The 24629-nt window shown below is 63.3% G+C and carries 22 protein-coding genes and 1 tRNA gene; 17 read left to right on the top strand and 6 right to left on the bottom strand.

The features are described from left to right. Window positions 1-9 precede the first annotated feature (9 nt). Window positions 10-2115 carry an acyltransferase family protein gene (locus tag OK352_RS15725; RefSeq protein ID WP_265142447.1) on the top strand — a complete coding sequence of 702 codons (2106 nt, stop codon included), beginning with the start codon at window positions 10-12 and terminating at the stop codon, window positions 2113-2115. Here the strand turns inward: OK352_RS15725 and OK352_RS15720 are convergent. From OK352_RS15720 to OK352_RS15705, 4 genes are read right to left on the bottom strand one after another with little or no spacing between them, the layout of a single operon-like run. Then, entirely contained in the window at window positions 2112-3695 is a 1584-nt protein-coding gene (locus tag OK352_RS15720) for a dipeptide ABC transporter ATP-binding protein (RefSeq protein WP_265142446.1), read from the bottom strand. The two genes, OK352_RS15725 and OK352_RS15720, sit on opposite strands and share 4 nt — an antisense overlap. After that, window positions 3692-4537, bottom strand: coding sequence for an ABC transporter permease (locus OK352_RS15715; RefSeq protein ID WP_265142445.1), 846 nt, complete (start codon window positions 4535-4537; stop codon window positions 3692-3694). Before OK352_RS15715 ends, OK352_RS15720 begins: the two co-directional genes overlap by 4 nt. Next, on the bottom strand, window positions 4534-5505 hold the full coding sequence (locus OK352_RS15710; protein WP_265142444.1) for an ABC transporter permease: 972 nt from the start codon (window positions 5503-5505) through the stop codon (window positions 4534-4536). The genes OK352_RS15715 and OK352_RS15710 overlap by 4 nt, the downstream gene beginning before the upstream one ends. After that, window positions 5502-7127: an ABC transporter substrate-binding protein gene (locus OK352_RS15705; RefSeq protein ID WP_265142443.1), complete on the bottom strand. Its 1626-nt coding sequence runs from the start codon at window positions 7125-7127 to the stop codon at window positions 5502-5504. Before OK352_RS15705 ends, OK352_RS15710 begins: the two co-directional genes overlap by 4 nt. A 159-nt stretch (window positions 7128-7286) precedes the next feature. Here OK352_RS15705 and OK352_RS15700 point away from each other — a divergent pair, with 159 nt between their 5' ends. The 5 genes from OK352_RS15700 to ndk all read left to right on the top strand — a co-directional run bounded on the left by OK352_RS15700 (window position 7287) and on the right by ndk (window position 13543). After that, window positions 7287-7841, top strand: a complete 555-nt coding sequence (locus tag OK352_RS15700; protein ID WP_265142442.1) for a TetR/AcrR family transcriptional regulator — start codon at window positions 7287-7289, stop codon at window positions 7839-7841. 228 nt (window positions 7842-8069) lie between these two features. Then, on the top strand, window positions 8070-11411 hold the full coding sequence (gene ileS / locus OK352_RS15695) for an isoleucine--tRNA ligase (RefSeq protein WP_265142441.1): 3342 nt from the start codon (window positions 8070-8072) through the stop codon (window positions 11409-11411). Then, complete coding sequence (locus OK352_RS15690) at window positions 11404-12771, top strand: bifunctional folylpolyglutamate synthase/dihydrofolate synthase (protein ID WP_265142440.1); 1368 nt, start codon at window positions 11404-11406, stop codon at window positions 12769-12771. Before ileS ends, OK352_RS15690 begins: the two co-directional genes overlap by 8 nt. Beyond that, window positions 12768-13124: a DUF4233 domain-containing protein gene (locus OK352_RS15685; RefSeq protein WP_265142439.1), complete on the top strand. Its 357-nt coding sequence runs from the start codon at window positions 12768-12770 to the stop codon at window positions 13122-13124. The genes OK352_RS15690 and OK352_RS15685 overlap by 4 nt, the downstream gene beginning before the upstream one ends. A gap of 2 nt (window positions 13125-13126) precedes the next feature. Then, window positions 13127-13543, top strand: coding sequence for a nucleoside-diphosphate kinase (ndk, locus tag OK352_RS15680; protein WP_265142438.1), 417 nt, complete (start codon window positions 13127-13129; stop codon window positions 13541-13543). A 58-nt stretch (window positions 13544-13601) separates the two neighbouring features. Here the strand turns inward: ndk and OK352_RS15675 are convergent, their stop codons facing one another. After that, window positions 13602-14210, bottom strand: coding sequence for a vitamin K epoxide reductase family protein (locus OK352_RS15675; RefSeq protein ID WP_265142437.1), 609 nt, complete (start codon window positions 14208-14210; stop codon window positions 13602-13604). A gap of 299 nt (window positions 14211-14509) precedes the next feature. Between OK352_RS15675 and OK352_RS15670 the strand changes: the two genes are divergently transcribed. Next, window positions 14510-16888, top strand: coding sequence for an Rne/Rng family ribonuclease (locus OK352_RS15670; protein ID WP_265142436.1), 2379 nt, complete (start codon window positions 14510-14512; stop codon window positions 16886-16888). A 7-nt stretch (window positions 16889-16895) separates the two neighbouring features. Here the strand turns inward: OK352_RS15670 and OK352_RS15665 are convergent, their stop codons facing one another. After that, window positions 16896-17159 (bottom strand): DUF4031 domain-containing protein, encoded by a 264-nt coding sequence (locus OK352_RS15665; protein WP_265142435.1) that lies wholly within the window; start codon window positions 17157-17159, stop codon window positions 16896-16898. A 209-nt stretch (window positions 17160-17368) separates the two neighbouring features. On the opposite strand from OK352_RS15665, the gene rplU reads away from it, so the two are divergent. From rplU to OK352_RS15615, 10 genes are all read left to right on the top strand, one after another. Next, the gene (rplU, locus tag OK352_RS15660) at window positions 17369-17677 is read left to right on the top strand and encodes a 50S ribosomal protein L21 (protein WP_265142434.1); all 309 of its coding nucleotides are present in this window, start codon (window positions 17369-17371) and stop codon (window positions 17675-17677) included. A 20-nt stretch (window positions 17678-17697) separates the two neighbouring features. After that, on the top strand, window positions 17698-17955 hold the full coding sequence (gene rpmA / locus OK352_RS15655) for a 50S ribosomal protein L27 (RefSeq protein ID WP_265142433.1): 258 nt from the start codon (window positions 17698-17700) through the stop codon (window positions 17953-17955). Window positions 17956-18050: 95 nt separating this feature from the next. Continuing rightward, on the top strand, window positions 18051-19565 hold the full coding sequence (obgE, locus tag OK352_RS15650) for a GTPase ObgE (RefSeq protein WP_265142432.1): 1515 nt from the start codon (window positions 18051-18053) through the stop codon (window positions 19563-19565). Continuing rightward, window positions 19562-20350: a glutamate 5-kinase gene (gene proB / locus OK352_RS15645; RefSeq protein ID WP_265142431.1), complete on the top strand. Its 789-nt coding sequence runs from the start codon at window positions 19562-19564 to the stop codon at window positions 20348-20350. Before obgE ends, proB begins: the two co-directional genes overlap by 4 nt. 22 nt (window positions 20351-20372) lie before the next feature. Then, window positions 20373-21638: a glutamate-5-semialdehyde dehydrogenase gene (locus OK352_RS15640; protein WP_265142430.1), complete on the top strand. Its 1266-nt coding sequence runs from the start codon at window positions 20373-20375 to the stop codon at window positions 21636-21638. Window positions 21639-21686: 48 nt separating this feature from the next. Next, window positions 21687-21908 (top strand): hypothetical protein, encoded by a 222-nt coding sequence (locus OK352_RS15635; RefSeq protein ID WP_265142429.1) that lies wholly within the window; start codon window positions 21687-21689, stop codon window positions 21906-21908. Between the two features lie 15 nt (window positions 21909-21923). After that, the gene (gene nadD, locus OK352_RS15630) at window positions 21924-22526 is read left to right on the top strand and encodes a nicotinate-nucleotide adenylyltransferase (protein ID WP_265142428.1); all 603 of its coding nucleotides are present in this window, start codon (window positions 21924-21926) and stop codon (window positions 22524-22526) included. Continuing rightward, window positions 22523-23752 carry a hypothetical protein gene (locus OK352_RS15625; RefSeq protein WP_265142427.1) on the top strand — a complete coding sequence of 410 codons (1230 nt, stop codon included), beginning with the start codon at window positions 22523-22525 and terminating at the stop codon, window positions 23750-23752. The genes nadD and OK352_RS15625 overlap by 4 nt, the downstream gene beginning before the upstream one ends. A 28-nt stretch (window positions 23753-23780) precedes the next feature. Next, on the top strand, window positions 23781-24149 hold the full coding sequence (rsfS, locus tag OK352_RS15620) for a ribosome silencing factor (RefSeq protein ID WP_265142426.1): 369 nt from the start codon (window positions 23781-23783) through the stop codon (window positions 24147-24149). Between the two features lie 85 nt (window positions 24150-24234). Continuing rightward, window positions 24235-24307 (top strand) — tRNA-Ala (locus OK352_RS15615). The last annotated feature ends 322 nt before the right edge of the window (window positions 24308-24629 follow it).

The following is a 24629-nucleotide window of genomic DNA, read 5'->3' as shown; positions in this document are numbered from 1 at the left end:
GATCCACTCATGTCTCAGAAGACGAGCGGACGCGCGACCGACGTGCGGACCGATATCCAGGGCCTGCGGGCGATCGCCGTGGGCATTGTGGTGATCTTCCACTTCGTCCCTGCTGCCCTCCCCGGAGGATACGTCGGAGTCGACGTCTTCTTTGTGATCTCGGGGTTCTTGATCACCGCGCATCTCATGCGCGAGATCACCACAAGCGACGGTGTGAATCTGCCGCGATTCTGGGCACGGCGAGCTCGGCGTCTGCTGCCCGCCGCGATGCTGGTGCTGGCGCTGACCGTCGCCGCGGTCTGGGTGTTCGTTCCGACCGGGTTCAGGCCCGGGTTCCTCTCGCAGGTGGCCGCGTCGGCGCTGTACGGGCAGAATTGGATGCTGGCCGACCAGGCTGTCGACTACATGGCGGCGGAGGCTCAGGCATCCCCGGTGCAGCACTACTGGTCGCTGTCGACAGAAGAACAGTTCTACATTGTCTGGCCGCTTCTGATGGTGGCCGCGATCTGGCTCGCCGCCCGGTCACGTTCGGGCAGCCGGAACCGCATGATCGCGATCGTCATGGGCTCGGTCGCTGTCGTCTCGTTCGGTTGGTCGCTATGGCAGACCGCGTTCGACCCCGCTGCGGCCTACTTCGTGACGACGACACGCGCGTGGGAGTTCGCACTCGGTGGCCTCACGGCTCTCGTAGTCGTGTCCCGACCGGGGTTCGTTGAGGCGATACCCCAGAGAGCCCGGGCCGTGCTGGCGTGGGTCGGCCTGGCCGGCATCATGGTGAGCGCGTTCGTCTACACCGGTGACACCCCGTTCCCCGGATACACAGCGCTGCTGCCGGTGCTTGCGACGGTCGCCGTCATTGTGGCGCACGACCCGAGCCCGGTCTGGTCACCCCGCCGTGTGCTCGCGGTGCGCCCCATGCAGTGGCTGGGCGACGTGTCGTACAGCGTGTATCTCTGGCACTTCCCCCTCATCATCCTTGCCCCGTTAATTGTGAAGCGACCGGTTGGCGCTGTCGATCTTCTCGTGATCACTGCCCTCACGCTTCTTCTGGCGTGGGCATCGAAGGTCTGGGTCGAAGATCCGGTGCGCATCGGTGTGACACGGTCGTGGCGTCCGCGTCTGACCTTCGCCGCGACAGCGGCGGCGATGGGGGTCGTTGTCGCAGTGACAATGACCGGCGTCGGCGTGGCCGACCAGCAGGTCAAGACCAGCCAGAAGGAGCTCGAGACCCTCGTGCAAAGTGACGAGCCGTGCTTTGGCGCAGCAGCCATGGAGCCGGGGTCCGGGTGCACCGTCGAGCCGGACACCGTCGCTGTTCCTGATCCGGCCCTCGTTGACAAGTCTCCCGAGCGCTGCATCACCAACACGCGCGATGATGAACTCAAGGTCTGCGAATACGGGGCCGATGTTGCGGATGCTGACGAGGTCATCGCTCTTGTCGGAGACTCTCACGCGGAGCAGTGGCTGAGCGCGCTCACGAGTACCGCGGACGAGCGGAATTGGCACGTTACGGTTCTGACGAAGGCATCCTGCCCCTATATCGGGGTCCCGCGTGACGAGCCAGAGAAATCGGATGCCGAGGTGGCCGCGCTCGTCGATACCTGCACGACCTGGAACGACGAGGCGAAAGCCTACCTCGACGAACACACGGAGATCGACACCATCGTGACCTCCGCGAAGTCAGCGAACCCTGTTGAAGCGGAGGACGGACGGTCGTGGCAGGACACCGCTATCTCGGCATATGAGGAGCGGTGGAGTGAGCTTCCCGACCACATCGGCAGCATCATCGCGGTGCGCGACACTCCCCGCATGAACAGCGATGTTCTCAGTTGTGTGACGGCCTACGGGACGAAGGCCGGGGAGGAGTGCGCGGTACCTGTTGATGATGCGTTCGGAGAGGATCCGCTCGCCGAGGCCGCTGAAGAAACGAGTGATGCCCGTGTCTCGTTGATTGACATGAGCGACTACTTCATTGTCGACGGCGAATGTCCGCCCGTTATCGGCGGTGTGCTGGCCTTCCGCGACACCCACCACATCAGCTGGGTGTACTCGTCGACGCTCGCCGCTCCGTTCGGCGACGAGATCGCGAACGTCGTCGAGTCAGCATCCGCCTAGAGCTGCGGCGTGTCTGCGAGAAGTGCGCGGGTATAGGGATCTGAGGGGCGTGAGAGCACAGCATCCGGCTCGCCCTGCTCGACGATGCGGCCATTGCGCAGAACGATGATCTCGTCGCTCATATGCTGGATGACGCCCATGTCGTGGCTGATCAGCAGATAACCGAGTCCTTTGACACGCTGCAGATCATCGAGCAGGTCGAGGATTTGTGCTTGGACGGTGACGTCGAGGGCCGACACAGGCTCATCGAGCACGAGAAGACCCGGATCGCCGGCGAGCGCGCGGGCGATCGCCACGCGTTGTCTCTGTCCGCCTGACAGCGTTGCAGGTGAGCGATTGGCTAGCGCGTTGTCGAGTTGCACCTGCGTCAGAAGCTCGGCGACGCGCGATTTCGGTGCCGTGCCGCCTTCGTCGCGCCCGACGGCATCCGCAATGATGCGCCCGACGGTCCACCGAGGGTCAAACGACGCAAAGCTGTCCTGCGTGACGTACCCCACGGATCGACGGCGTGCACGGCGTGCGCGCTCTGGAATGTTCGCCCAGGCCCCGCCATCGAGTGTGACCGATCCGCTATCGATGGGGGCGAGACCGAGAAATGCCCGCGCCAGTGTCGTTTTTCCGGAGCCGGACTCGCCGACGATGCCGAGCGTGCGCCCCGATGCAACACGACAGCTGACATCGGAGAGCGCGGTGAACCGTCGCGTCCCGCGTCCGAAAGACACAGAGATCTGTGTGGCTCGAAGCTCGGCCGCCGTGCGCTGCCGTTGCACGGGCAGCGGCTGAGGGCTGTGCGACAGCAGCCGCTCTCCGCGTGGCTTCGACGACGGGACAGAAGCGAGAAGTGTGCGCGTGATATCAGTGCGCGGGTGATCGAGAACGTCGTCCGCAAAGCCGGATTCGACCACGCGACCGCCATCCATGACCATCACGCGATCAGCAATCGTGCGAACGACGGCAAGGTCGTGGCTCACGAGGATCAGGCCTGTACCGCGGGCGGTGAGGTCTTGTAGCAGCGCGAGGATGCGCGCCTGTGTTGACACGTCGAGAGCCGTTGTCGGTTCGTCGGCAATGAGGATCGGCGGATCTGCGGCGATCGCCGTGGCGATGAGTGCGCGTTGTCGCTGGCCACCGGACAGCTGTCCCGAACGCTGCCTCAGGCGGAGCTTCGGCTCGGGCAGGCCGACACTCTCGAGTAAGGACTCCGCACGTTCACGGCGCTCTCGGGCGGAGAGACGGGTCTGGAGGCGCAGAGCCTCATCGATCTCCCTCCCGACGGTGCGGAGGGGATCGAGCGAGCCGAGAGCATCCTGGAGAATGAGCCCGACCTGCGAACCGCGAATTCTACGCCAGCGCCGCTCGGACACCTGCGTGAGATCCTCTCGTGGCGTCGCCATTTTTCGGGCTGCGACAGTGCCGCCGCTCAACCCGAGCAGGCTGCGGACAAGCACGCTCTTTCCCGCCCCGGACTCGCCGACGACGGCCAGGCATTCTCCCGCTGCCAGAGAAAACGAGACATCGTGCACGACAGGTCTGCCCCCGAAATCGACAGAAAGCCCGTCGACCGTGAGTACGGTGTTCATGCGCGTCCTTCCGTTCGTCGCGAAAGTGCACGCCCGAGGACGGTGAACGACATCGTGGCGGCGAGGATGACGAGTCCGGGCATAATCGTCATCCACGGTGCTGTCTGCAGATAGGTGCGGCCGTTGTTGAGCATCGCGCCCCACTCGGGAGAGGGTGGTTGCGCACCCAGCCCGAGATAGCTGAGGGATGCTGCCCAGACGATGGCCTGCCCGATCCCCAAGGTGGCGAGCACGACAAGCGGTGCGGCAGTATTCGGTGCGATTGTGCGGGTGAGAATGCGCAGGGGCGTGCGACCGAGCACGCGTGCGGCTTCAACATACGGAGAGACGCGAACCTGGAGGATACGCGATTGAATGATGCGGGCGTAGCCGGGGGCCGTCGACAGGCCGACGGCGATAATGACGGACATTGGCCCCGGACCGGCCACAACGATGACCAGAAGTGCGAGCAGCAGGCCGGGGAAGGCGAAGAAAACCTCGATGACACGACCGACGACGGCGTGAGCCCAACGGCCGAGCAAACCGCCGATGATCCCGAGAACCGTGCCGCCGATAAGCCCGATTCCTGTCGCGGCCGCGCCGATAGTGAGTGAGTCGCGTGCGCCGAAGATAACCCGGCTCAGGACGTCTCGGCCAGACTCATCGGTTCCGAAGAGATGCGCGATGCTGGGCGCGGCGAATGAATCGTGCGGGTTCACAGCGAGAGGATCCGCCGGTGCCATGAGCCCCGGAGCAACCGCGCACAGCACAAGCACAGCGGCGATCGCACCGGCAAGAACGGTACCGGTATGCCGGGACGCCGTGAGTGAATGTCGTCTGGTCAGCAGTTCGATATCGCTCATGCGCGCTCCTCGATTCGAGGATCGGCGATACGGGCCGCGGCATCGGCAACGATCATGATGAGTACGTACGCGGCCGCAGTGACGACGACGATCGCGGTGACCAAGGGGACGTCGCGGTCGAGCACGGCACTGACGAGACTGCGTCCCAGCCCCGGGCGGGCAAAGATCGTTTCGACGACCACGGCACCGCTGACAAGGTAACCGAATGCCCACGCCGTGAGGTTGACTCCGGGAAGGGCAGCGTGTCTGAGCGCGTGGACGAAGCGCACGCGCGCGTCTCCGGCGCCACGGGCCCGGGACGCCAGAACAAACGGTGATGCGAGAGCATCGAGCAATGAGTCCCGCATCACCTGGGCGAGAAAACCGGCGACGGGGATGGCGAGCGTGAGCGTGGGGAGGACAAGACCCAGCACCCCTCCTGTGCTGATCGGGGGAAGCCAGCCGAGTCCGGTGCTGAAAGTGACGATGAGGATCGATGCCAGCCAGAAGTGCGGAAGTGAGGCTGCCGTGAGTTCGAGGCCATTGCCCACAAGCGCGGCCACCCTGCTGCCCCGGGTGGAGAACAGCGTGAGGGGGACGGCGAGCGCCCATGCCACGGCGAGCGCGGAAAACGCGAGCACAAGCGTTGAGACAAGGAGCGGTCCGATGACGTCGGCGACCGGCATACGCAGGGAATACGAGGTTCCGAGGTCACCGGTGGCCAGTCGCGCCAGATGGTGGAGGTACTGCACACCGAGAGGATCATCGAGGCCGTACTCTGCGCGCACGCGTGCCAGCGCTTCGGCTGATGTCTGCGACCCAGGACCGCCGAGTATCGCCTCGGCGGGGTCGCCCGGGATGAGCCGCATGGCGAAAAACACGATCGTCGCCGTGGCGGCGAGGACGACCACGCCGCCGACCAACCGCTGCAGTGCCCACCGCCCGATGCGGTGGGCACGCGATAACGGAGGCGCGGCTATGGAGGTCATGACGCGAATGAAGCGTCCACGAAGCTTGGGGTCGACAGAGTGGGCATCGCACGAACGCCAGTGACATCGGGAGAGATGAGGAATGTGTTCAGCTGATCGTAGAGGGGAACGACGTAGTGACCGGAGAGGATGATCTCCTGAGCCTGCTGGTAGAGCTCGCGCCGCTCGGCATCGTCTTGCGATGCGGACGCCTGGTCGAGCGCCTCGTCGAGCTCCGGCAGATCGACCTGGGAATGGTTCGCGAAGTAGCCGCTCGGCGCCGGTTCAATTCCCGATGAGTGATAGAGGATGCGCAGAACATCCGGCCCGACTTTTGTATAGGGAGCGCTGACGAGATCGTACTCATTTGCGCCCAGCGCCTCGTACCACGACGACAGATCCATCAGCTCGATGTTGATCTCAATACCCAGATCACGGGCACCGGCTGCGATCTGATCAAAGAGCGACTGTTCCGCCGGAATCGACTGCGCGGTGCTCACCGGAAAGCTCAGTGAGAGCCGCGTCCCATCCTTGGTGCGGTAACCGTCGGCGTCGCGCTCCGTCCACCCGGCGTCGTCCAAGAGATCCGCTGCATGGTCTGAATCGAAGGCAAAAGCAGAAGGATCACTGTAGGCTGCGGGCTCGGCGCTGGAAAGCGGGGAGAATGAACGGTCCACCGTTCCGAAGAAGAGCGAGTCAATGGCCGCGTCAATGTCGATTCCGGTGGCGAAGGCCTCACGCACACGCTGGTCATCGAAGGGCGCTTTGCCCGCATTCAATTCGATTCTGTTCGAGGCGCCTGTACGTGGGGCGTTGAGGACGGTGAACGTTCCGTCGTCGAGCGCGGAGGCCAGCACATCGGGCTGCACATTGTCGATCATGTCGACATCGCCGCTCTGCAGGGCGGCGTACCGTGACGTGGAATCGGGCAAGAACCGCCATTCGATGGAGTCGAAGGCGACCGGCCCGGAGTTTTTCGCATCAGCGGGCGCCGAGTTGTAGTCATCGTTACGGGTGAATGTGATGTGGTCCTGATGCGCCCACTCCGAGACAACGAAAGGCCCCGTCCCAATCGGCTGCTCGCAGTTCTCATCCATGCCCCGCTCAATGCCCGCGGGAGATTGCATGCCCACCCAGGTCTGCGAGAGCGACTCGAGCAGTGCGCTGTCTGGTTGGCTCAGGTGAAAACGAACCTGATCGGAATCCACGGTCTCGACGTCGGCGATCTTTTGCACGGCAAGGTAGCCGGTCGACGAAGCGGTGTCTGGATCCTGCAGGTGCGCGATGTTCGCCGCGACAGCATCCGCATCGAAATCTGTGCCGTCGGTGAACGTCACGTCGTCACGGAGTGTGAAGTCCCACGTGAGTCCGTCCGACGACACCGACCAGTCGGTGGCGAGCCAGGGGACGATCTCGCCGTCATCGTTGCGAGAGACGAGGGACTCAATGACCTGGCTCCCGGCGAGAGCCTGCGGGTAGTTGCCGCCGACGTGAGGGTCAAGGCAGTCCGGCTCGGCGTCGCCGGTTGCATAGACGAACGTTCCGCCGCCGTCGGCTCCGGAAGGAGCAGTATCCGCGGTGCAGCCGGTGAGTATCAGAGCGCCGGATGCGACAGCGGCGAGCGCGATCATCGGTCGGGACATACGGTGCATGAGAGCCTTTCATCTCCGGCGGTCGTTGCCCGCTCTGCGTTTCTGTATGGGGTCCGGTAATAAGTCTATGGCAGAATGCTCGTATGACGGGTTGGGGGCACAATGGCTGAAAAACAGCGCGTTGGTCGACCCCGTCGCTCCTCACGCAGAATGTTGGAAGAGGCAGCTGCTGAGCTGTTTCTCGAGCAGACATACGATGGCACGACGATTGACGACATCTCATCCCGGGCCGGGGTGAGCCGCAACACCTTCTTCAACTACTTCTCGTCGAAGAGCGATGTGCTCTGGGTCGATTTGGACGAGACGATCAGTGCTCTTTCCCGCATCCTCGCGTCGAGTCCCGCCCCGGACAACGCACTTGATGCCGTCGAGTCGACACTGCTGAAGGTTGCCGCCGAGCATCCCGCGAATCGCGTGCCGTGGGCATTCACCCAGATCGAGCTGATGGGAACACGCACCGAGCTGCTGAGCTCGGGTATGGCGCGCGTTCTTGCGGTGACCGAGACCTTGAACTGGTACCTCACCTCGAACGTGCGGGCGGATGCCGGGCAGGATGCCGCCACAGCTGCAGCGGCACTCACGGCGGCTGCAGCGACGGCGGCCGTGCGCTGGGCGAACGACGGCGTGGGTCGCGGGCCGCTCGATGGTTACGTACAGGCAGCGATCTCACCTGTTTGCGCGGGCTTCAGACCGCGGTTCGACTAATTCGGCCCGTTCCTGTCCGGCAGGCTGTGCTGAGCGAGTAGACTGGGTGTAGAGACTGTGATCCGGCCATCACCGGGGAGTCTTCGGAAGAACGGCATTCGTGCTCAGTAGAACCGAACGGGGCTGGCCCGTCATCGCCAAAGAACAAGAGGTCCGGTAACGGACAAGTGGGGTGGTACCGCGGCTTCGCCGTCCTCGCAGGAACAGCACAGACCTGCCAGGAGCGACATGCCGTACCCTCAGACGAACCACACCGAGACTGCACACACCGGCGCCGCATTCGGAGTGACGCCATCTCCGTCGTTTCCCACGATCGAGACGGACATCCTGAGTTTCTGGGCAGCCGACGGCACCTTCACCGCATCCATCGATCAGCGCGAGGGCGCACCGGAGTGGGTGTTTTACGACGGCCCGCCGTTCGCCAATGGCCTCCCGCACTACGGGCATCTGCTGACCGGGTACGCCAAGGATGTCTTCCCTCGCTTCCAGACGATGCGCGGCAAGCAGGTGCATCGGCGGTTCGGCTGGGATACGCACGGCCTTCCTGCTGAGCTCGAGGCCGAACGGCAGCTGGGGATCACCGACAAGTCACAGATCGAAGAGATGGGCATTGCCGCCTTCAACGAGGCGGCTCGTTCGTCGGTTCTGCACTACACAGACGAGTGGCAGACGTATGTCACGCGCCAGGCGCGCTGGGTCGACTTCGACAACGATTACAAGACGCTCGACGCCACCTTCATGGAGAGCGTCCTCTGGGCGTTCAAGACGCTCCACGACAAGGGGCTGGCGTATGAGGGCTACCGCGTGTTGCCCTATTGCTGGCGTGATCAGACGCCACTGTCCAACCACGAGCTTCGAATGGATGAGGACGTCTACAAGGAGCGTCAAGACCAGACGCTGACCGTGACGTTCCCGCTGACAGGGGAGAAGGCTGCGGCGCTCGGGCTCGACGGTGCGAAGGCACTGGCGTGGACGACAACACCGTGGACGCTGCCGACGAACCTCGCACTCGTCGTGGGGCCTGACATCGAGTACGCGTGCGTCCCCGCCGGCCCGGACGGCGCAGCCGATGCCCCCGAAGACTCAGGGCGCTACGTCCTCGCCGTCGAGCTTGTCGGCGCCCACGCGAAAGACCTCGGCTATGCGTCGGCCGATGACGCCGTCGCCGCGATCGAACGCCGAGTCATGGGGCGTGATCTCGTGGGGATCAGCTACCGGCCGCTGTTCGACTACTTCGCGGATACCGACACCTGGCACACCGAGAACGCGTGGCAGATCCTCGTTGATGACTATGTAACGACGACGGACGGCACCGGTATCGTCCACCAGGCTCCGGCCTACGGTGAAGACGACCAGCGTGTCTGTGAAGCTGCCGGCATTCCCGTGATCCTGTCGCTCGACGACGCCGGCCGGTTCCTCTCCACGGTCGCAGACGTCAGCGGAGAGCTCTGGTCAGACGCCAACAAGACACTGACACGGATGCTGCGGGACGCCGGTCGCGTCCTCCGCCAGGCGAGCTACCTGCACTCGTACCCGCACTGCTGGCGCTGCCGCAATCCACTCATCTACAAAGCGGTGTCGAGCTGGTTCATCCGCGTCTCCGCCTTCCGCGATCGCATGGTCGACGTAAACCAAGGAATCAATTGGGTTCCCGAGAACGTCAAAGACGGCCAGTTCGGCAAGTGGCTGGCGAATGCGCGCGATTGGTCAATCAGCCGCAACCGATACTGGGGTTCCCCGATTCCCGTGTGGAAGAGCGACGACCCGGCATACCCGCGGGTTGATGTATATGGGTCACTCGACGAGCTGGAACGAGACTTCGGCGTGCGACCGACCGATCTGCACCGCCCCTACATCGATGAGCTGACACGGCCGAACCCCGACGACCCGACTGGCCGGTCGACGATGCGTCGCATTGAGGACGTTTTTGACGTTTGGTTCGACTCAGGGTCGATGCCCTACGCACAAGTGCATTATCCCTTCGAGAACGATAACTGGTTCGACACACACAACCCGGCGGATTTCATCGTCGAGTACATCGGCCAGACGCGTGGCTGGTTCTACCTGCTTCACGTCCTCTCAACCGCCCTCTTCGACCGCCCCGCGTTCAAGAACGTCGTGAGCCACGGAATCGTGCTGGGAAGCGACGGGCAGAAGATGTCGAAGTCTCTGCGCAACTATCCCGACGTGAACGAGGTTTTCGACCGGGACGGCTCGGATGCCATGCGTTGGTTCCTCATGTCGAGCTCGGTTCTCCGAGGGGGAAATCTCGTGGTCACCGAAGCGGGAATCCGCGAGGGCGTCAGGCAGCTTCTCCTCCCGCTCTGGAATACCTGGTACTTCTTCTCGCTCTACGCGAATACGGCGCTCGAAGGCGGGTACATGGCCCGACCGCGAACCGACTCGACAGATGTGCTCGACAGGTACATTCTCGCCAAGCTTCGGCAGCTGGTGGACGGCGTGACAGCGGATCTCGAGAACTTCGATTCGACGACGGCCTCGACGAAGCTGCGCGACTTCGCCGACGTGCTCACCAACTGGTATGTGCGCCGCTCACGCGATCGCTTCTGGAAGGGCATCGGTGACGACGGTTCCGGCAGTGAGGCGTTCGACACCCTGTACACGGTCCTCGAGACCCTCTGTCGGGTGTCAGCACCCCTGCTCCCTCTCGTCACCGAGAACATCTGGAAGGGACTCACGGGCGAACGCAGCGTCCACCTGACCGACTGGCCGCAGTCCGCTGACTACCCGTCCGATGATGCGCTCGTTGCCGCCATGGATCGTGTGCGCGAGATCAGCTCGGTCGGTCAGGCTCTCCGCAAACAGGCGGGCCGTCGCGTACGCCTGCCGCTCGCGGAACTCACGGTCGTGACGCCGGATGCTGACGCGCTGCGCCCCTTCGACGACATCCTGCGCGATGAGCTCAATGTGAAAGCCGTCACCCTCGTACCTCTTACCGAGACGAGCGCCGCTGACTTTGGCATCACCTCGAAGCTCACGATCAATGCACGGGCGGCCGGTCCACGCTTGGGCAAGCAGGTGCAGCAGGTCATCGCCGCGTCGAAGAAGGGAGACTGGTCGGAGACCGATGGAGCCGTGACTGTTGGCGGAATCGAGCTCGTCGACGGGGAATACGATCTCGTCCTCGAAACGGCAGACTCCGGAGACGGGTCAGCACTGGGACTTCTCGGCGGGTCGGGTTTTGCCCTGCTCAACACGACGACAACCGCAGAGCTCGAAGCGGAGGGGCTCGTTCGTGACATGATCCGCGCTGTGCAGGACACACGGAAGGCGGCCGGCTTCGACGTCAGCGACCGAATCAACTTGGACCTGGCATTCGACGACGCCGCGGAGGCGACTGCAGTCGCCTCTGTGACCGCCGTCAGCCTGGCCGCAGAGACGCTTGCCGTGAATTTCGCCGTGCATTCCACGGCCGACCTGGGAGCACAGGAACTGGCCGCTGTCGCTCCGACGGAACCGGAGCGAACCCAAGTTGTCGAGCCCGGGGACTTCGCGAACACCGGCCGAGTCACCATCGCGGTGAGCAGGACAGGAGGTCCTCATGTCTGAGCCGATCGTGGGAAGCGCTGGTTTCGCCGCGGAAGCCGCCGACGTGATCGCGGAACTTTTTGCGCGAACAGGGGAGGGGCGGCCGCGACCGCGACTTGACCCGACGCGCAAGATCGTCGAGCTTCTGGGAGATCCGCAGCGCGCATGCCCCGTGATCCACCTCACGGGGACGAACGGCAAGAGCAGCACGTCGCGATTCATCGACAGCATCCTGCGCGCTCATGGACTCCGCACCGGAGTGTTCACGAGCCCGCACCTGCGCGTCTTCAATGAGCGCATCATGATTGACGGTGCTCCGATCAGCGACGAGAAGCTCGTCGAGAACTGGTACGACATCAAACCGTACGTTGAGATGGTGGATGCCGAACTGCTCGAGGCGGGAGAGGTGCGTTTGACGTTCTTCGAGACGTTGACGGCTCTCGCGTACGCAAGTTTCGCCGAGGCGCCGGTCGACGTCGCGATCATCGAAGTCGGTATGGGCGGGGAATGGGACTCGACGAATGTCGCAGACGCCTCCGTGGCGGTGTTCACCCCAATCGACGTCGACCACACAGCGACGCTAGGCGGCACGATCACGGAGATCGCGGCGACGAAAGCCGGGATCATCAAAGCCGGGTCCCGCGTCGTCAGTGCGCATCAGACCTCAGCTGCATTGGCTGAGATCGAACGCGCGGCGCAGCATCTCGGTGTCCCCGTCATCGTCGAAGACCGCGCCTTTATGCTCTCGAATGACGTTGTCGCCGTCGGCGGCCAGCAGATCTCGGTCCGGGGGCAAGCGGGCGCCTATGACGACATCTTCCTGCCAGCGTTCGGAGACCACCAGGGGCACAACGCCGCTGTGGCCATCGCCGTATGCGAGACGTTCCTCGGTGACGGCACAGTTCCGCTCAATCCTGAGGTGCTCGCGCAGGGGCTTGGGGCAGCGACGTCGCCTGGTCGCCTGGAGATCGCCGCGACTCAGCCGACGATCCTTGTGGACGCCGCTCACAACCCGCACGGCGCACGGTCTCTGGCCGAGGCGGTGGGACGCTACTTCGACAGCGAACACATCGGTCTCGTGATCGGAGTGCTCGACGATAAGGATGCGCGAGGCATCCTGCAGCCTCTTCTGCCCCTGGCTGAGCGCGTCTTCACCACGCAGGTGGATGCCGAGCGCGCCCGCGACGCTGAAGAGCTTGCCGCCGAGGTTCAGCGTGTGGATCCTGCGCAGCCCGTCGATGCCTACGACAGCGTTGATGAGGCGCTGACGCTCGCTCGCGAGTGGGCGAGTGCCGAACCCGGAAGGATGCTGGTCGTGGCGGGATCCGTGATTCTCGCGGGAGAGGCGCTGCTTGTCGTCGATGATCGGGGCTGGGCGTGAGGGGCGGTGGCATTCGTGCGACTCTCGGCTCTATCGTTTTCAGCGCAGAGCTGCTCGTCGTCTTTCTGGCCACGCTCGTAGCGTATGGCCTAAAGGCGGTACCTCCCGTCACCGCATTCGTCTCCGGCGGCATCCTCTGCGTACTCATGGTTGCGGTGATCCCGGTGCTGAGGTTCCGCTGGGGGCTGATCTGCGGTTGGGTGCTGCAAGGCGTTATCGTTGCTACCGGCATCGTGATGCCGCAGATGTACGTCATCGGCGGGCTGTTCCTTCTCATGTGGGTGTACTGCATGGTCGTGGGCACTCGCATCCAGAAAGAACAGAACCGCAGGTTCGAGGCAGGAGACAGTTGACAATGGCCGTTCAAGAGACACTCGTTCTGATCAAGCCGGACGGGGTCGCTCGCAGTCTGACGGGTGAGATTCTTCGCCGCATCGAGGCCAAAGGGTACTCGCTTGTCGATATCCGGCTGATCCAGGCTGAGCGCGACCTGTTGGCCGAGCACTATGCGGAGCATGAGGGCAAGCCGTTCTACGAGCCACTCGTCGAATTCATGATGTCGGGCCCGACGGTCGCGCTTCGTGTTGCGGGCGACCGGGTTATCGAGGGCTTTCGCTCGCTGGCGGGAACGACAGACCCAACGCTGGCGGCGCCAGGGACCATCCGCGGTGATCTCGGCCGCGACTGGGGACTTCCGGTTCAGCAGAACCTTGTGCATGGGTCGGACAGCCCGGAGTCGGCCGCGCGCGAACTTTCACTCTGGTTCGCCTGACCCGCTGCACCAACCGATGCGCCGTGGCGGCCGCGAGGCTGCGGCGGCGCATCGGGCATTAGAGGAGCGAGCCGATCACGTCGAGTCGCACTTGGGCGAGCACAGCGATGAGCACGAATACGACGAGAGTGATCAGTGGCGTCCAGCCGGCCAGCGTCGCTCCGAGGCCACGCACGCGGTCACCGAAAGCTCCGAGCCTCATCACGTGGAAGGTCAACGCAAAGAACGACGGGATCATCACCGACCACGTCAGCATGCACCACGGGCAGAGCGAACTGATGACGTAGATGCTCTGGAAGGCGAACCAGGCGACCAGACAGAACCCGAAGAGGAATCCCGCCCAGAGACACAGCCAGAACCAGCGCGGGAACCTCGCACCGGCGAGGAGCGCGACGCCGATGACGATGGGGACGACCCAGCAGGCGAGCCCGATGATTGGGTTGGGAAAACCGAAGACCGCTCCCTGCTCTGACGACAGATTTGTACTGCACCCCACAATGACGCTGATGTCGCAGCCGAGCTTGGAATCAGGATTCTCGAGCTGGACAAATTTGTCGAGCGTCAGCCGGAAAGCGGCGTACCACCCAATGACTCCCGCGATGACGAGAAAGATCGCCACAGGGACGGAACGGGCTGTGTCGGGAGAATCTGTGCGCGTTTCGGTCACGGTGTGGATTATGACACAGACCGCTGTGTCGACGGCGCATGCGGCAGATCGCCGGGTAACGTGCGATAATGGCACAGTCGTCAGGCGAACCGCGCTTTGCCTCCCGGCAGATAAAGGCTTATTGGGCACAGACCGCCCAGTGTTGTAAATCGGTCGGAGTGACCGAGGGTTTGCGATCAGAGCATCACGCCGATCGCGAGCGATAAGAAGTGTGGAGGAGTTCGCTGAGGCGCATCTTCCCTATGAGAGTTCCCGGATGGATGGCGCGGCTGTCCCTCCGGTCGAGGAGTGCACCAGAGATGGTGGAAAAAGAGAACACGACACCGCCCGTCGACCCCGTCGACGGCACAACCCAGACAACGCCAGAACCACACGCCTCCACGCAGACGGAGGCTGTCGAGAACGCCGCAGGGAGAGACAGCGCGGGCACGGACACGACGGCAGAGAATGCCGTTGCCTCCGAGGCAAACGCCGATTCCCGCGCTGCGTCTGGATCTGACGCGACGGCCGCACCGGATCAGCCCGGCGACGCCGAGGCCCAGAGCACGGGGTCTGCAACAACAGCGGATCACGACAGCCAGGGAGACGCGGCTGAGGAGAGCAGCTCAGCAGCATCCACTTTGAGCGAGGTATCCGCCCCGCCAGTCACCACGCAGCTGATCTTCAAGGCGCCTGACATCAGACCGCTGCCTCCGCGCCCGTCGCGGAATGACAAAGACGACAGCGCGCATGACGATGGCAACTCGAGGCGGCGCTCGCGACGCCGCCGCGGTGGTGACAACGACGGATCAGGCCAGAATGAGCCGGAGCCGATCACCGAACCGCAGAAGATCAAGGGGTCCACGCGGCTCGAGGCGAAGAAGCAGCGTCGCCGTGACGGACGGGATGCCGGTCGGCGTCGCTCTGTCGTCACCGAAGCCGAGTTTCTCGCCCGCCGTGAATCGGTCGACCGCACGATGATTGTGCGTTCGAAGAGCGGGCGCATTCAGATCGGAGTTCTCGAGGACCAGGTTCTCGCAGAGCACTACGTTGCGCGCTCACAGGAGTCGTCGCTGATCGGAAACGTCTACCTTGGCAAGGTGCAGAATGTGCTGCCAAGCATGGAGGCTGCGTTCGTCGACATCGGTCGCGGACGCAATGCTGTGCTGTACTCAGGTGAAGTCGATTGGGACTCCGTCGAGACCGGCAACCAGCCCCGGCGCATCGAACTCGCGCTGAAGCCCGGCGACAAGGTGCTGGTGCAGGTGACGAAAGACCCCGTGGGCCACAAAGGAGCACGGCTGACCAGTCAGGTGTCGCTCCCGGGGCGTTACCTGGTGTACGTACCGAACGGCTCGATGAACGGGATCTCGCGCAAGCTTCCCGACACGGAGCGCGCCCGTCTGAAGAAGATCCTCAAGGCGATCCTCCCGGAGAACGCCGGAGTCATTGTGCGCACCGCCGCCGAAGGCGCGACAGAAGAGCAGCTGACGCGGGACGTGAACAGGCTGACGTCGCAATGGGAGTCGATCCAGAAGCAGGTCGAGAACGGACACGCTCCGGCGCTGCTGCACTCTGAACCCGACCTGTTGATCAAGATCGTGCGCGATGTCTTCAACGAAGACTTCCAGAGCATGGTCATCTCGGGCTCTGATGCCAAGCAGACGATCGAGAAGTACCTCAGTCAGGTCGCGCCCGATCTGCTTGACCGCGTCGAGACGTACGAGGGCAGCAAGGATGTCTTCGACGAATACCGCATCACCGAGCAGATCGAGAAGGCACTGGACCGCAAGGTGTGGCTGCCGAGTGGCGGGTCTCTCGTGATCGACCGCACCGAGGCCATGACTGTCGTCGACGTGAACACCGGCAAGTTCGTGGGTTCGGGCGGCAACCTCGAAGAGACCGTCACCAAGAACAACCTCGAAGCCGCCGAAGAGATTGTCAGACAGCTCAGACTGCGCGACATCGGCGGAATCATCGTCGTCGACTTCATCGACATGGTGCTTGAGACCAACCGTGACCTCGTTCTGCGCCGACTTGTCGAGTGCTTGAGCCGTGACCGCACCAAGCATCAGGTGGCAGAGGTGACCTCGCTCGGACTGGTACAGATGACCAGGAAGAAGTTGGGTCTCGGCCTGCTGGAAACCTTCAGTGAGGCCTGTGACGCCTGCGCGGGGCGCGGTGTCGTTGTGCATCACGAGCCCGTGTCGAAGCATCGTTCATCCGGCTCGGACAACGGCGGGCGCAAGCGACGCGGCAACGGCGGCGGAAACCACGGCAACGGCGGTGGCCAGCACTCTCAGAAGAGCGCGGGAACGGCGCACTCGATCACCGACGATGCGAAGAAGGCACTGTCGCAGATCGCAGCCAGCACGATTCACCCCGAGACGGAGACACCCGAGAAGCATGACGTCTCCGAGCCGGCTGCAAGCGAGTCGAAAGAGGCGGATGCCGGCACGGCGACCGGCCCGGACGAGTCCGTTGCCATTCTCGACATTCCGATCGAGCCGGCGCAGCGGTCCTCACGCGCGATCGACAAACGCGAAGCCGAGGACCTGCTCGGATCTGTCCTCGACTCGCTTCCCGAACCGAAGAAACCCGGCCAGGGGCGCAATCGCTCGCGTCGCGTCACGACAGCGGCGCTGACGGGAACACCTGTTTCGGCGGGGGACGACCCAAACGCAACCGACGAATCCTGACGAGACGTCAGCGGTCCCGCGCACGGACGCGAAGGCCGCTGGCGATCAGTCGGCGGGTCAGCTCGTTCGCTGTGACACGAACGGCCCCCGCGGCAACGATCTCGTCGTAGCGCGAAGCGGGCACGTCATAGTGGTCTCGATCGAAGCTGCGTGGAGGCAGATTCACGGATGCTGCGAAACGTTGCAGCTCGTCGATTGAGGTATCGCTCACGACGTGAGACCACACGGTGCCGTGCGCAGGCCACAGCGGAGGGTCGATCAGAACGGCCATACGCTCATTCTAGGAACACGCGGACGTCTCATTTGTCGAATCTCGCGTCGATGAAGTAAAGTTGATCGTTGGTGACTGGCTTATCACTGTGTCACCACCATGGTTTTCTGACAGGCACACCTCTTTTCCCGCTGGGTATGTCTGGAGCAGTGACTTTTCCTTTGACAGACAAGCGGAGCATTGGCTCCTCAGAGAAGTAGGTACTCCAAGTGGTTTACGCAGTTGTGCGCGCCGGTGGTCGGCAGGAGAAGGTCGAGGTCGGCACCATCGTGACGATGGATCGTGTCCAGGCCGATAAGAACGGCAACGTTGAGCTTCCCGCTGTGCTGCTCGTCGACGGTGACACGGTCACGAGCGACCAGAAGTCGCTCGCCAAGGTCACAGTGACGGCTGAGGTCCTCGAAGACCTGCGCGGGCGGAAGATTTCCATCCAGAAATTCAAGAACAAGACCGGCTACAAGAAGCGTCAGGGGCACCGTCAGGAGCTCACACGCGTCAAGGTCACCGGAATCAAGTAAGGCATCGAGGAGAATACGAGATGGCACACAAGAAAGGTGCGAGTTCGACTCGCAACGGTCGTGACTCGAACGCCCAGCGCCTCGGTGTGAAGCGCTTCGGTGGCGAGGTCGTCAACGCGGGCGAGATCATCGTCCGTCAGCGTGGCACGCACTTCCACCCGGGCGTCAACGTCGGCCGTGGTGGCGACGACACGCTGTTCGCTCTGTCGAACGGCTCAGTAGAGTTCGGCAAGAAGGGCGGCCGCAAGGTCGTCAACATCGTGACGGTCGACGCGTAGCCGACAACGATTTCTCATAAGGGGGCGGGCGTTTGCCCGCCCCCTTATGCACTTTCCGGCACGACAGCGGCCGGACATATCTCAAGGAGGGCACCGTGGCGACATTCGTCGATCGCGTGACACTGCATGTCAGCGCGGGCAAAGGCGGCAACGGCTGCGTCTCCGTTCGGCGAGAGAAGTTCAAGCCCCTCGCCGGGCCCGACGGCGGAAACGGCGGCAACGGCGGCAACATCATCATTGAGGCGGATCCGCAGGTAACAACGCTTCTGCCGTACCACCGATCGCCCCACCGCGCGTCGGAGAACGGCGGGTTTGGGATGGGCGACTTGCGACACGGTTTTGCCGGAGCAGATCTCGTTCTGCCCGTCCCGGTGGGAACCGTCGTCAAAGACGCCGCTGAAAAAACCCTCATTGACTTGACCGAGCCCGGCACCCAGTACGTCATCGCCGAGGGCGGTTATGGCGGGCTCGGGAACGCGGCACTGGCGTCCACGAAGCGGAAGGCACCCGGGTTCGCGCTTCTCGGCACACCGGGTCAGGCTGCCGATATCGTGCTCGAGCTGAAGACCATTGCCGACGTGGCATTTGTCGGGTACCCCTCTGCAGGTAAGTCGAGCCTCATCGCCGCGATCTCGGCCGCCAAGCCCAAGATCGCCGACTATCCATTCACGACACTGCACCCCAATCTCGGTGTCGTGCAGGCCGGCGAATACCGTTACACGGTCGCTGACGTCCCTGGTCTGATCGAGGGCGCGAGCACAGGGAAGGGGCTCGGGCTTGAGTTCCTCCGTCACGTCGAGCGGTGTGCTGCGCTTCTCCACGTCATTGACTGCGCCACCCTTGAGCCCGGCCGCGATCCGCTGAGTGACCTCGACGTGATCGAGGCCGAACTCGCCGCATATCCTGTTCCCGACGGGCAGATTCCGTTGGCCGAGCGCCCTCGGCTGATCGCATTGAACAAGATCGACGTTCCTGAGGCACACGAGCTCGCAGAGTTCATTCGCCCCGACCTCGAGGCCAGGGGATATCGGGTCTTCGAGATTTCCGCCGTCAGCCATGAGGGACTCCGTCAGCTCACATTCGCGTTGGGGGAGATCGTGCAGGAACATCGCGATGCCCAGCGTGAGCTCGACGAGCAGGCGCCGCGCATCGTCATGACGCCGAAGCCCGTGAACCGCAAGCCGTTCGAGATCCTCGTGGAAGGCGGCACGTACGGCAATGTCTATCGCATCCTCGGCGCGAAGCCAGAACGTTGGGTGCAGCAGACGGACTTCACCAACGACGAAGCCGTGGGTTACCTCGCCGACCGCATCGCGAAGATCGGTATTGAAGACGCGCTCTTCAAGGCGGGCGCCGTACCCGGATCAACAGTTGTGATCGGTCCGGGACAGGGCGTGGTCTTCGACTGGGAGCCAACGCTTACCTCAACGGCTGAGCTGATGTCGTCACCTCGAGGAACGGACACACGGCTCGACGACAATGCGCGCCCAACACGCGGTCAGCGCCGCGACGCATACTACGAGCGGATGGACGCCAAAGCCGCTGCCCGCGAAGAACTCGAGAGTGAGCGCGAAGCCGGCCTCTGGTCGGAGGACGAGCCCGAATCATGATCACGGCTCGCGCAGAGATCACTGCCGCGCGACGCATCGTTGTGAAAGTCGGATCGTCATCCATCAGCGGCGTGAACAGCGGTCAGATCGAACCGCTCGTCGACGCACTCGCAGACGCCCATTCGGGCGGTGTCGAGGTAATCCTCGTGTCATCGGGAGCGATCGCGACAGGAATGCCCTATCTGGGCCTCGACAGCAGGCCGGAAGACCTGGCCACTCAGCAAGCGGCTGCAGCGGTCGGCCAGAACGTCCTCGTCTACCGGTATCAGGACAGCCTGGATCGGTACGGTGTTGTTGCCGGTCAGGTGCTGCTGACGGCGAGCGATCTCGACGACCCTGCATCGCGCAGCAACGCCAAGCGAGCTGTTGAACGTCTGTTGGGGCTGCGTATTATGCCGATCGTCAACGAGAACGACACGGTGGCCACCCATGAGATCCGTTTCGGCGACAACGACAGGCTTGCCGCCCTTGTTGCCACGCTGACACAGGCAGATGCTCTCGTGCTGCTCAGCGACGTCGATGCAATCTACACTCGGCCGCCCGACGTTCCGGGCGCGGAGCGCATCGGCACCGTTCGTGCGGGAGACGCGCTCGTCGACGTTGAGTTTGGCGAGGCCAAACGCGGCGGTGTGGGAACGGGTGGAGCCTCGACGAAGGTCTCAGCGGCCCTCCTGGCTGCCCAGAACGGGACTGGTGTGCTCGTCACGGCGGCGTCCCAGGTGCGCGATGCGCTCAACGGAGCAGATGTCGGAACCTGGTTCGTGCCACAAAGACGTGTCGAGTAGCGCCTCTCGCTAGAATCGGGGCATGACCGAAAACGCCTCAGCCTCCACCGTCAGCCAGCGACTTGACGCCGCGCGTCGCGCCTCTCGCCGACTCGCGCTGACAACCGGATCGGAGCGCGAATCGGCGCTCGAGGCGGTCGCCACGGCGATCGAACGATCGGCTAATGAGATTCTCAGCGCGAATGCGCGTGACATCGCGCGTGGGCGCGAGAACTCTCTCGCCGCGGGCCTTCTCGATCGGCTCACGCTCAACGAGACACGCATCAGCGGTCTCGCGGATGCCGTGCGCAGCATCGGCGCGCTGACCGATCCGGTGGGCGAGGTTCTGCGGGGGAGCGTCCTCGATAACGGCGTCAAAATTGAACAAGTCCGTGTGCCGTTCGGAGTCGTCGGAGCGATTTATGAAGCGCGGCCCAACGTCACAGTGGATATTGCGGCCCTTGCTCTCCGCAGTGGTAACGCCGTTGTCCTCCGCGGAGGGTCGGCAGCGATCGAGAGCAACACGACACTCACGCGAATTCTGCGTGGTGCAATTATGGATGCCGGGCTGCCTGCCGACGCGATTCAGTCCATCGACGACTTTGGAAGAGACGGTGCGCGCGAGCTGATGCAGGCCCGCGGGCGGGTGGATGTCCTGATTCCGCGGGGGAGTGCATCTCTTATCAATACGGTCGTGGCGGAGTCGTCCGTCCCGGTCATCGAAACCGGAGCGGGCGTCGTGCACGTGTACGTGGATGCCGACGCGGATGCTGCCATGGCAGCATCCATCATCGTGAACGCGAAGGCACAGCGCCCGAGTGTCTGTAACGCCGCCGAGACGCTCCTGATTCACACGGACGCTGCGCACGAGGTGCTGCCGAGCGTGATGCACGGGCTGCTCAATGCTGGCGTGACCGTGCGCGGAGACGAGAGGGCACGTGCGCTCGACGCGCGCATCGAGGCTGCCGCGCCCGACGAATGGAGCACAGAGCACCTCGAGCTGACTCTCGGAGTGCGAATCGTCGACTCGCTTGATGAGGCTATTGAGCACATTGATACTTACTCGACGCATCACACAGACGCGATCATCACGAAGAGTGTCCGCAGCTCAGAACGCTTTCTCGCTGAAGTGGATTCCGCCGTCGTGATGGTCAATGCATCGACCCGTTTCACCGATGGTGGCGTCTTCGGCTTCGGCGCCGAAGTTGGAATTTCGACGCAGAAGCTTCATGCGCGTGGGCCGATGGGCCTAGCCGAGCTGACCAGCACCAAATGGCTCGTGCGCGGCGACGGCCAGGTTCGCGCCTGACCTGTAGACTGGTGTGTGCGGTGATAGGCCGCGAGAAACGGAGAGAACATGTCGTTTGCGACGATCCTGATGGCCGAATCCGAGCATGTGGTCAACGAACTGCCGATGCCGAGCTTCATGTTCGGTGTGCTGGCGCTCGTCGTGTTCCTGTTTCTCGGCGTCATCACCTTCACCTACCGTGACGTCGCGAACCGCCACAGCCACAAGACCGGCTCGGCACCGACATCTCACACGTACGACACCGCGGATGCTGGCGAGCAGCAGCACTAAGCACCGATCAGCATCGTGAGCGTAGGCGCTGTGTCGCGACCCCGCATCGGCGTGATGGGCGGCACGTTCGATCCTATTCATCATGGGCACCTCGTAGCCGCGAGCGAAGTCGCGCACTCGTACGGGCTGGACGAAGTGATCTTCGTGCCCACCGGTCAGCCGTGGCAGAAGAGCCAGGTCAGCGAGGGCGAGCACCGGTACCTGATGACGGTCGTCGCCACTGCGGCCAACCCGCAGTTCACGGTGAGTCGCGTCGATATTGAACGTACGGGGCCGACATACACGATCGACACTCTCCGCGATCTGAAGCGGCAGCGGCCAGATTCTGACCTGTTCTTCATCACCGGTGCCGACGCGATCGCGCAAATTCTGAGTTGGAAGGACCATGCTGAGCTGTTCTCGCTGGCCCACTTCGTCGCTGTGAGTCGGCCGGGACATACCTTGAACATTTCTGGATTGCCCGAGGAGCACGTAAGCTTGTTGGAAGTTCCGGCACTTGCGATCTCGTCGACGGATTGCCGAAGCCGGGTCAGCAGGGGGCATCCCGTGTGGTATCTGGTTCCGGATGGTGTCGTGCAATACATCACGAAATATCATCTGTATCGGAGTAGTGAATGACGTCGTTTTCTGACGAGCAGCCACTCTCACGGCGACAACGACGCGAGAGGCTGCGAGCGCAGCAGGCGCACGACAGCGTCCTGCAGTCACAGAAGCCGCCGCAGGGCGACGAGCCCGACGCGTCGACGCTGCCTGCAGAGGAGACCCCGGCCGAAAAGCGCGAAACTCCGCTTACGGGAGATCGTGCGGCATCGCAGAATGCCGAAGACGCACCTGCGGCCCCACAGGCTGTGACAGGCGAGCCGAGCACGGGGCCATCGCCCTCCGCCGAGTCCGAGGGGCGCCCATTGACCCGCCGCGAGCTTCGAGCTTTGCGCGCCGAAACCGGACAGACGCAAATTGTCACCCCCACCGGGCTCCAGAATGGTGACGAGCCGCCTCTTCCCGCACCGCAGCCAGCGCGACCATCGATACCAGACGACGCACCCGTGCCGCCGCCCAGCGAAGAGACGGCGCAGGGTTCTCCGACCGGCCAGCGGAAGCCCGCTGCACCCAAGCCGGCCCCGGCCAAGAAGTCGAAAGCGGCGAAGAAGGCGGCCAAAGCGCTGAAGGCGCAGAAGCCTGAGGCCGCTGACAGCGATGCGACAGCAAAGACGTCGTCTCAGCCGGAAGGACCCGACGATAAACCGGCAACCGGCAAGCCAGAGTCGCGCGAAGCAGAGGGCGTCGCTTCCAGCGGCGAGAAGCCTGTCGAAGCCCCTCGGCCTCCGGATTCCGAGAAGGGTTCTTCTCAGTCGAATGCTGATGTGTCCTCGGCATTCAGTGCGCGTGCTGGTGAGGAAGGCGGCGACGGTGCCGCTCGTGCCTTCGACACGCTCGTCGCGCCCGAAGCTCGCGGATCCGACGTGTTCACGACATCGAGCGTCCTCATTCTGCCTGGAGCTCCGAGTAAGCCGACTCAGAGCCCGGTGCCAGGGAGCGACGGGCCCCTTGTGACCGGTTCCGTCGATCTTCCGAGGTCGAAGGCGCGTGATCGTCAGTCGGGGGCCGAGCGCTCGGACGTCGACACGGGCAGGGACAACGGCGCAGACACGACGGCAACGGCAGGCACGCCAGTGTCTGCGACAAAGGCAGTCAGCACACACGCGGTGACGCGCGACGTCATCACTCCACCCACGAAAGCATCCAGTTCCAAATTGCTTATGATCCTTGCGATCACCGCTGGCGTCCTGTGTGTCGCCGTTATCGGCGTTGTGATCGTGGGGCTCATGACGGGTTCCTTCTGACCATCGCGAGAAAGAGCACACAGTCAACGTGACAGTTTCTGAGGATTCACAGCTCCAGGTTCGGCGTGCAGCCGCGGCTGCCGTGGACGCGGGCGCAGAAGAACTGGTCGCCCTCGATGTTTCGCAGCCGCTTCCATTCGCCGATGCTTTCCTGATTGTTTCTGGACGCAGCGAGAGGAATGTCGGAGCAATTGCTGATGCTGTCGAAGAAGTGCTCGCGGAGGGGGGAACACGTGTCGCGCGACGTGAAGGCCGCGCGGAGGGTCGCTGGGTCTTGATCGACTTCGGCGACCTCGTCGTGCATGTGTTCCATCCGGAAGAGCGCAACTACTACGCGCTTGAGCGGCTCTGGAGCGACTGCCCGGTGATCCCTCTGCAGGAAGCGCTGGCTCCATAAAGGGGATGCCCGACACGGGGCTGAGCGATTTCTGCTCGCGCCCCTGTGTGTAGTACAGTAGGGGAGTTGCTCCGGCAACACTTATGGGTCTGTGGCGCAGCTGGTAGCGCACCTGCATGGCATGCAGGGGGTCAGGGGTTCGAGTCCCCTCAGATCCACAAAAGCCCTGGTAAACGTCAGTTTCCAGGGCACTTTTGTTGGCGGGTAGTCCGGAGAGGCCGAGAGCGGTCCGGAATTGCCAGCTTCCTCCCGCGCTGAGAAGCCGCCGTGGATCATTGATCATGAATCGCTCGCATAGAACATTCATGACGATCACGACTACCTCCAATAACGGCTACGCACCGCTGACCACCTCAGCTCGCATAGAGTTGAGGTGAATGAGCTGGAGAGAGCCTCGTCGACGGACAGGCCACGGTCGCTTCTACGCCTCAGACATAGAGCGTCGAGCCGTTTTCGAGCCCTGGCGCTATTACTACAATC

The organism is Microbacterium sp. MPKO10, from assembly GCF_026107415.2.
GTDB lineage: Bacteria > Actinomycetota > Actinomycetes > Actinomycetales > Microbacteriaceae > Paramicrobacterium.
The sequence above is the reverse complement of the archived record's forward strand: the minus strand, read 5'-3'. Positions and strand labels throughout refer to the sequence as shown.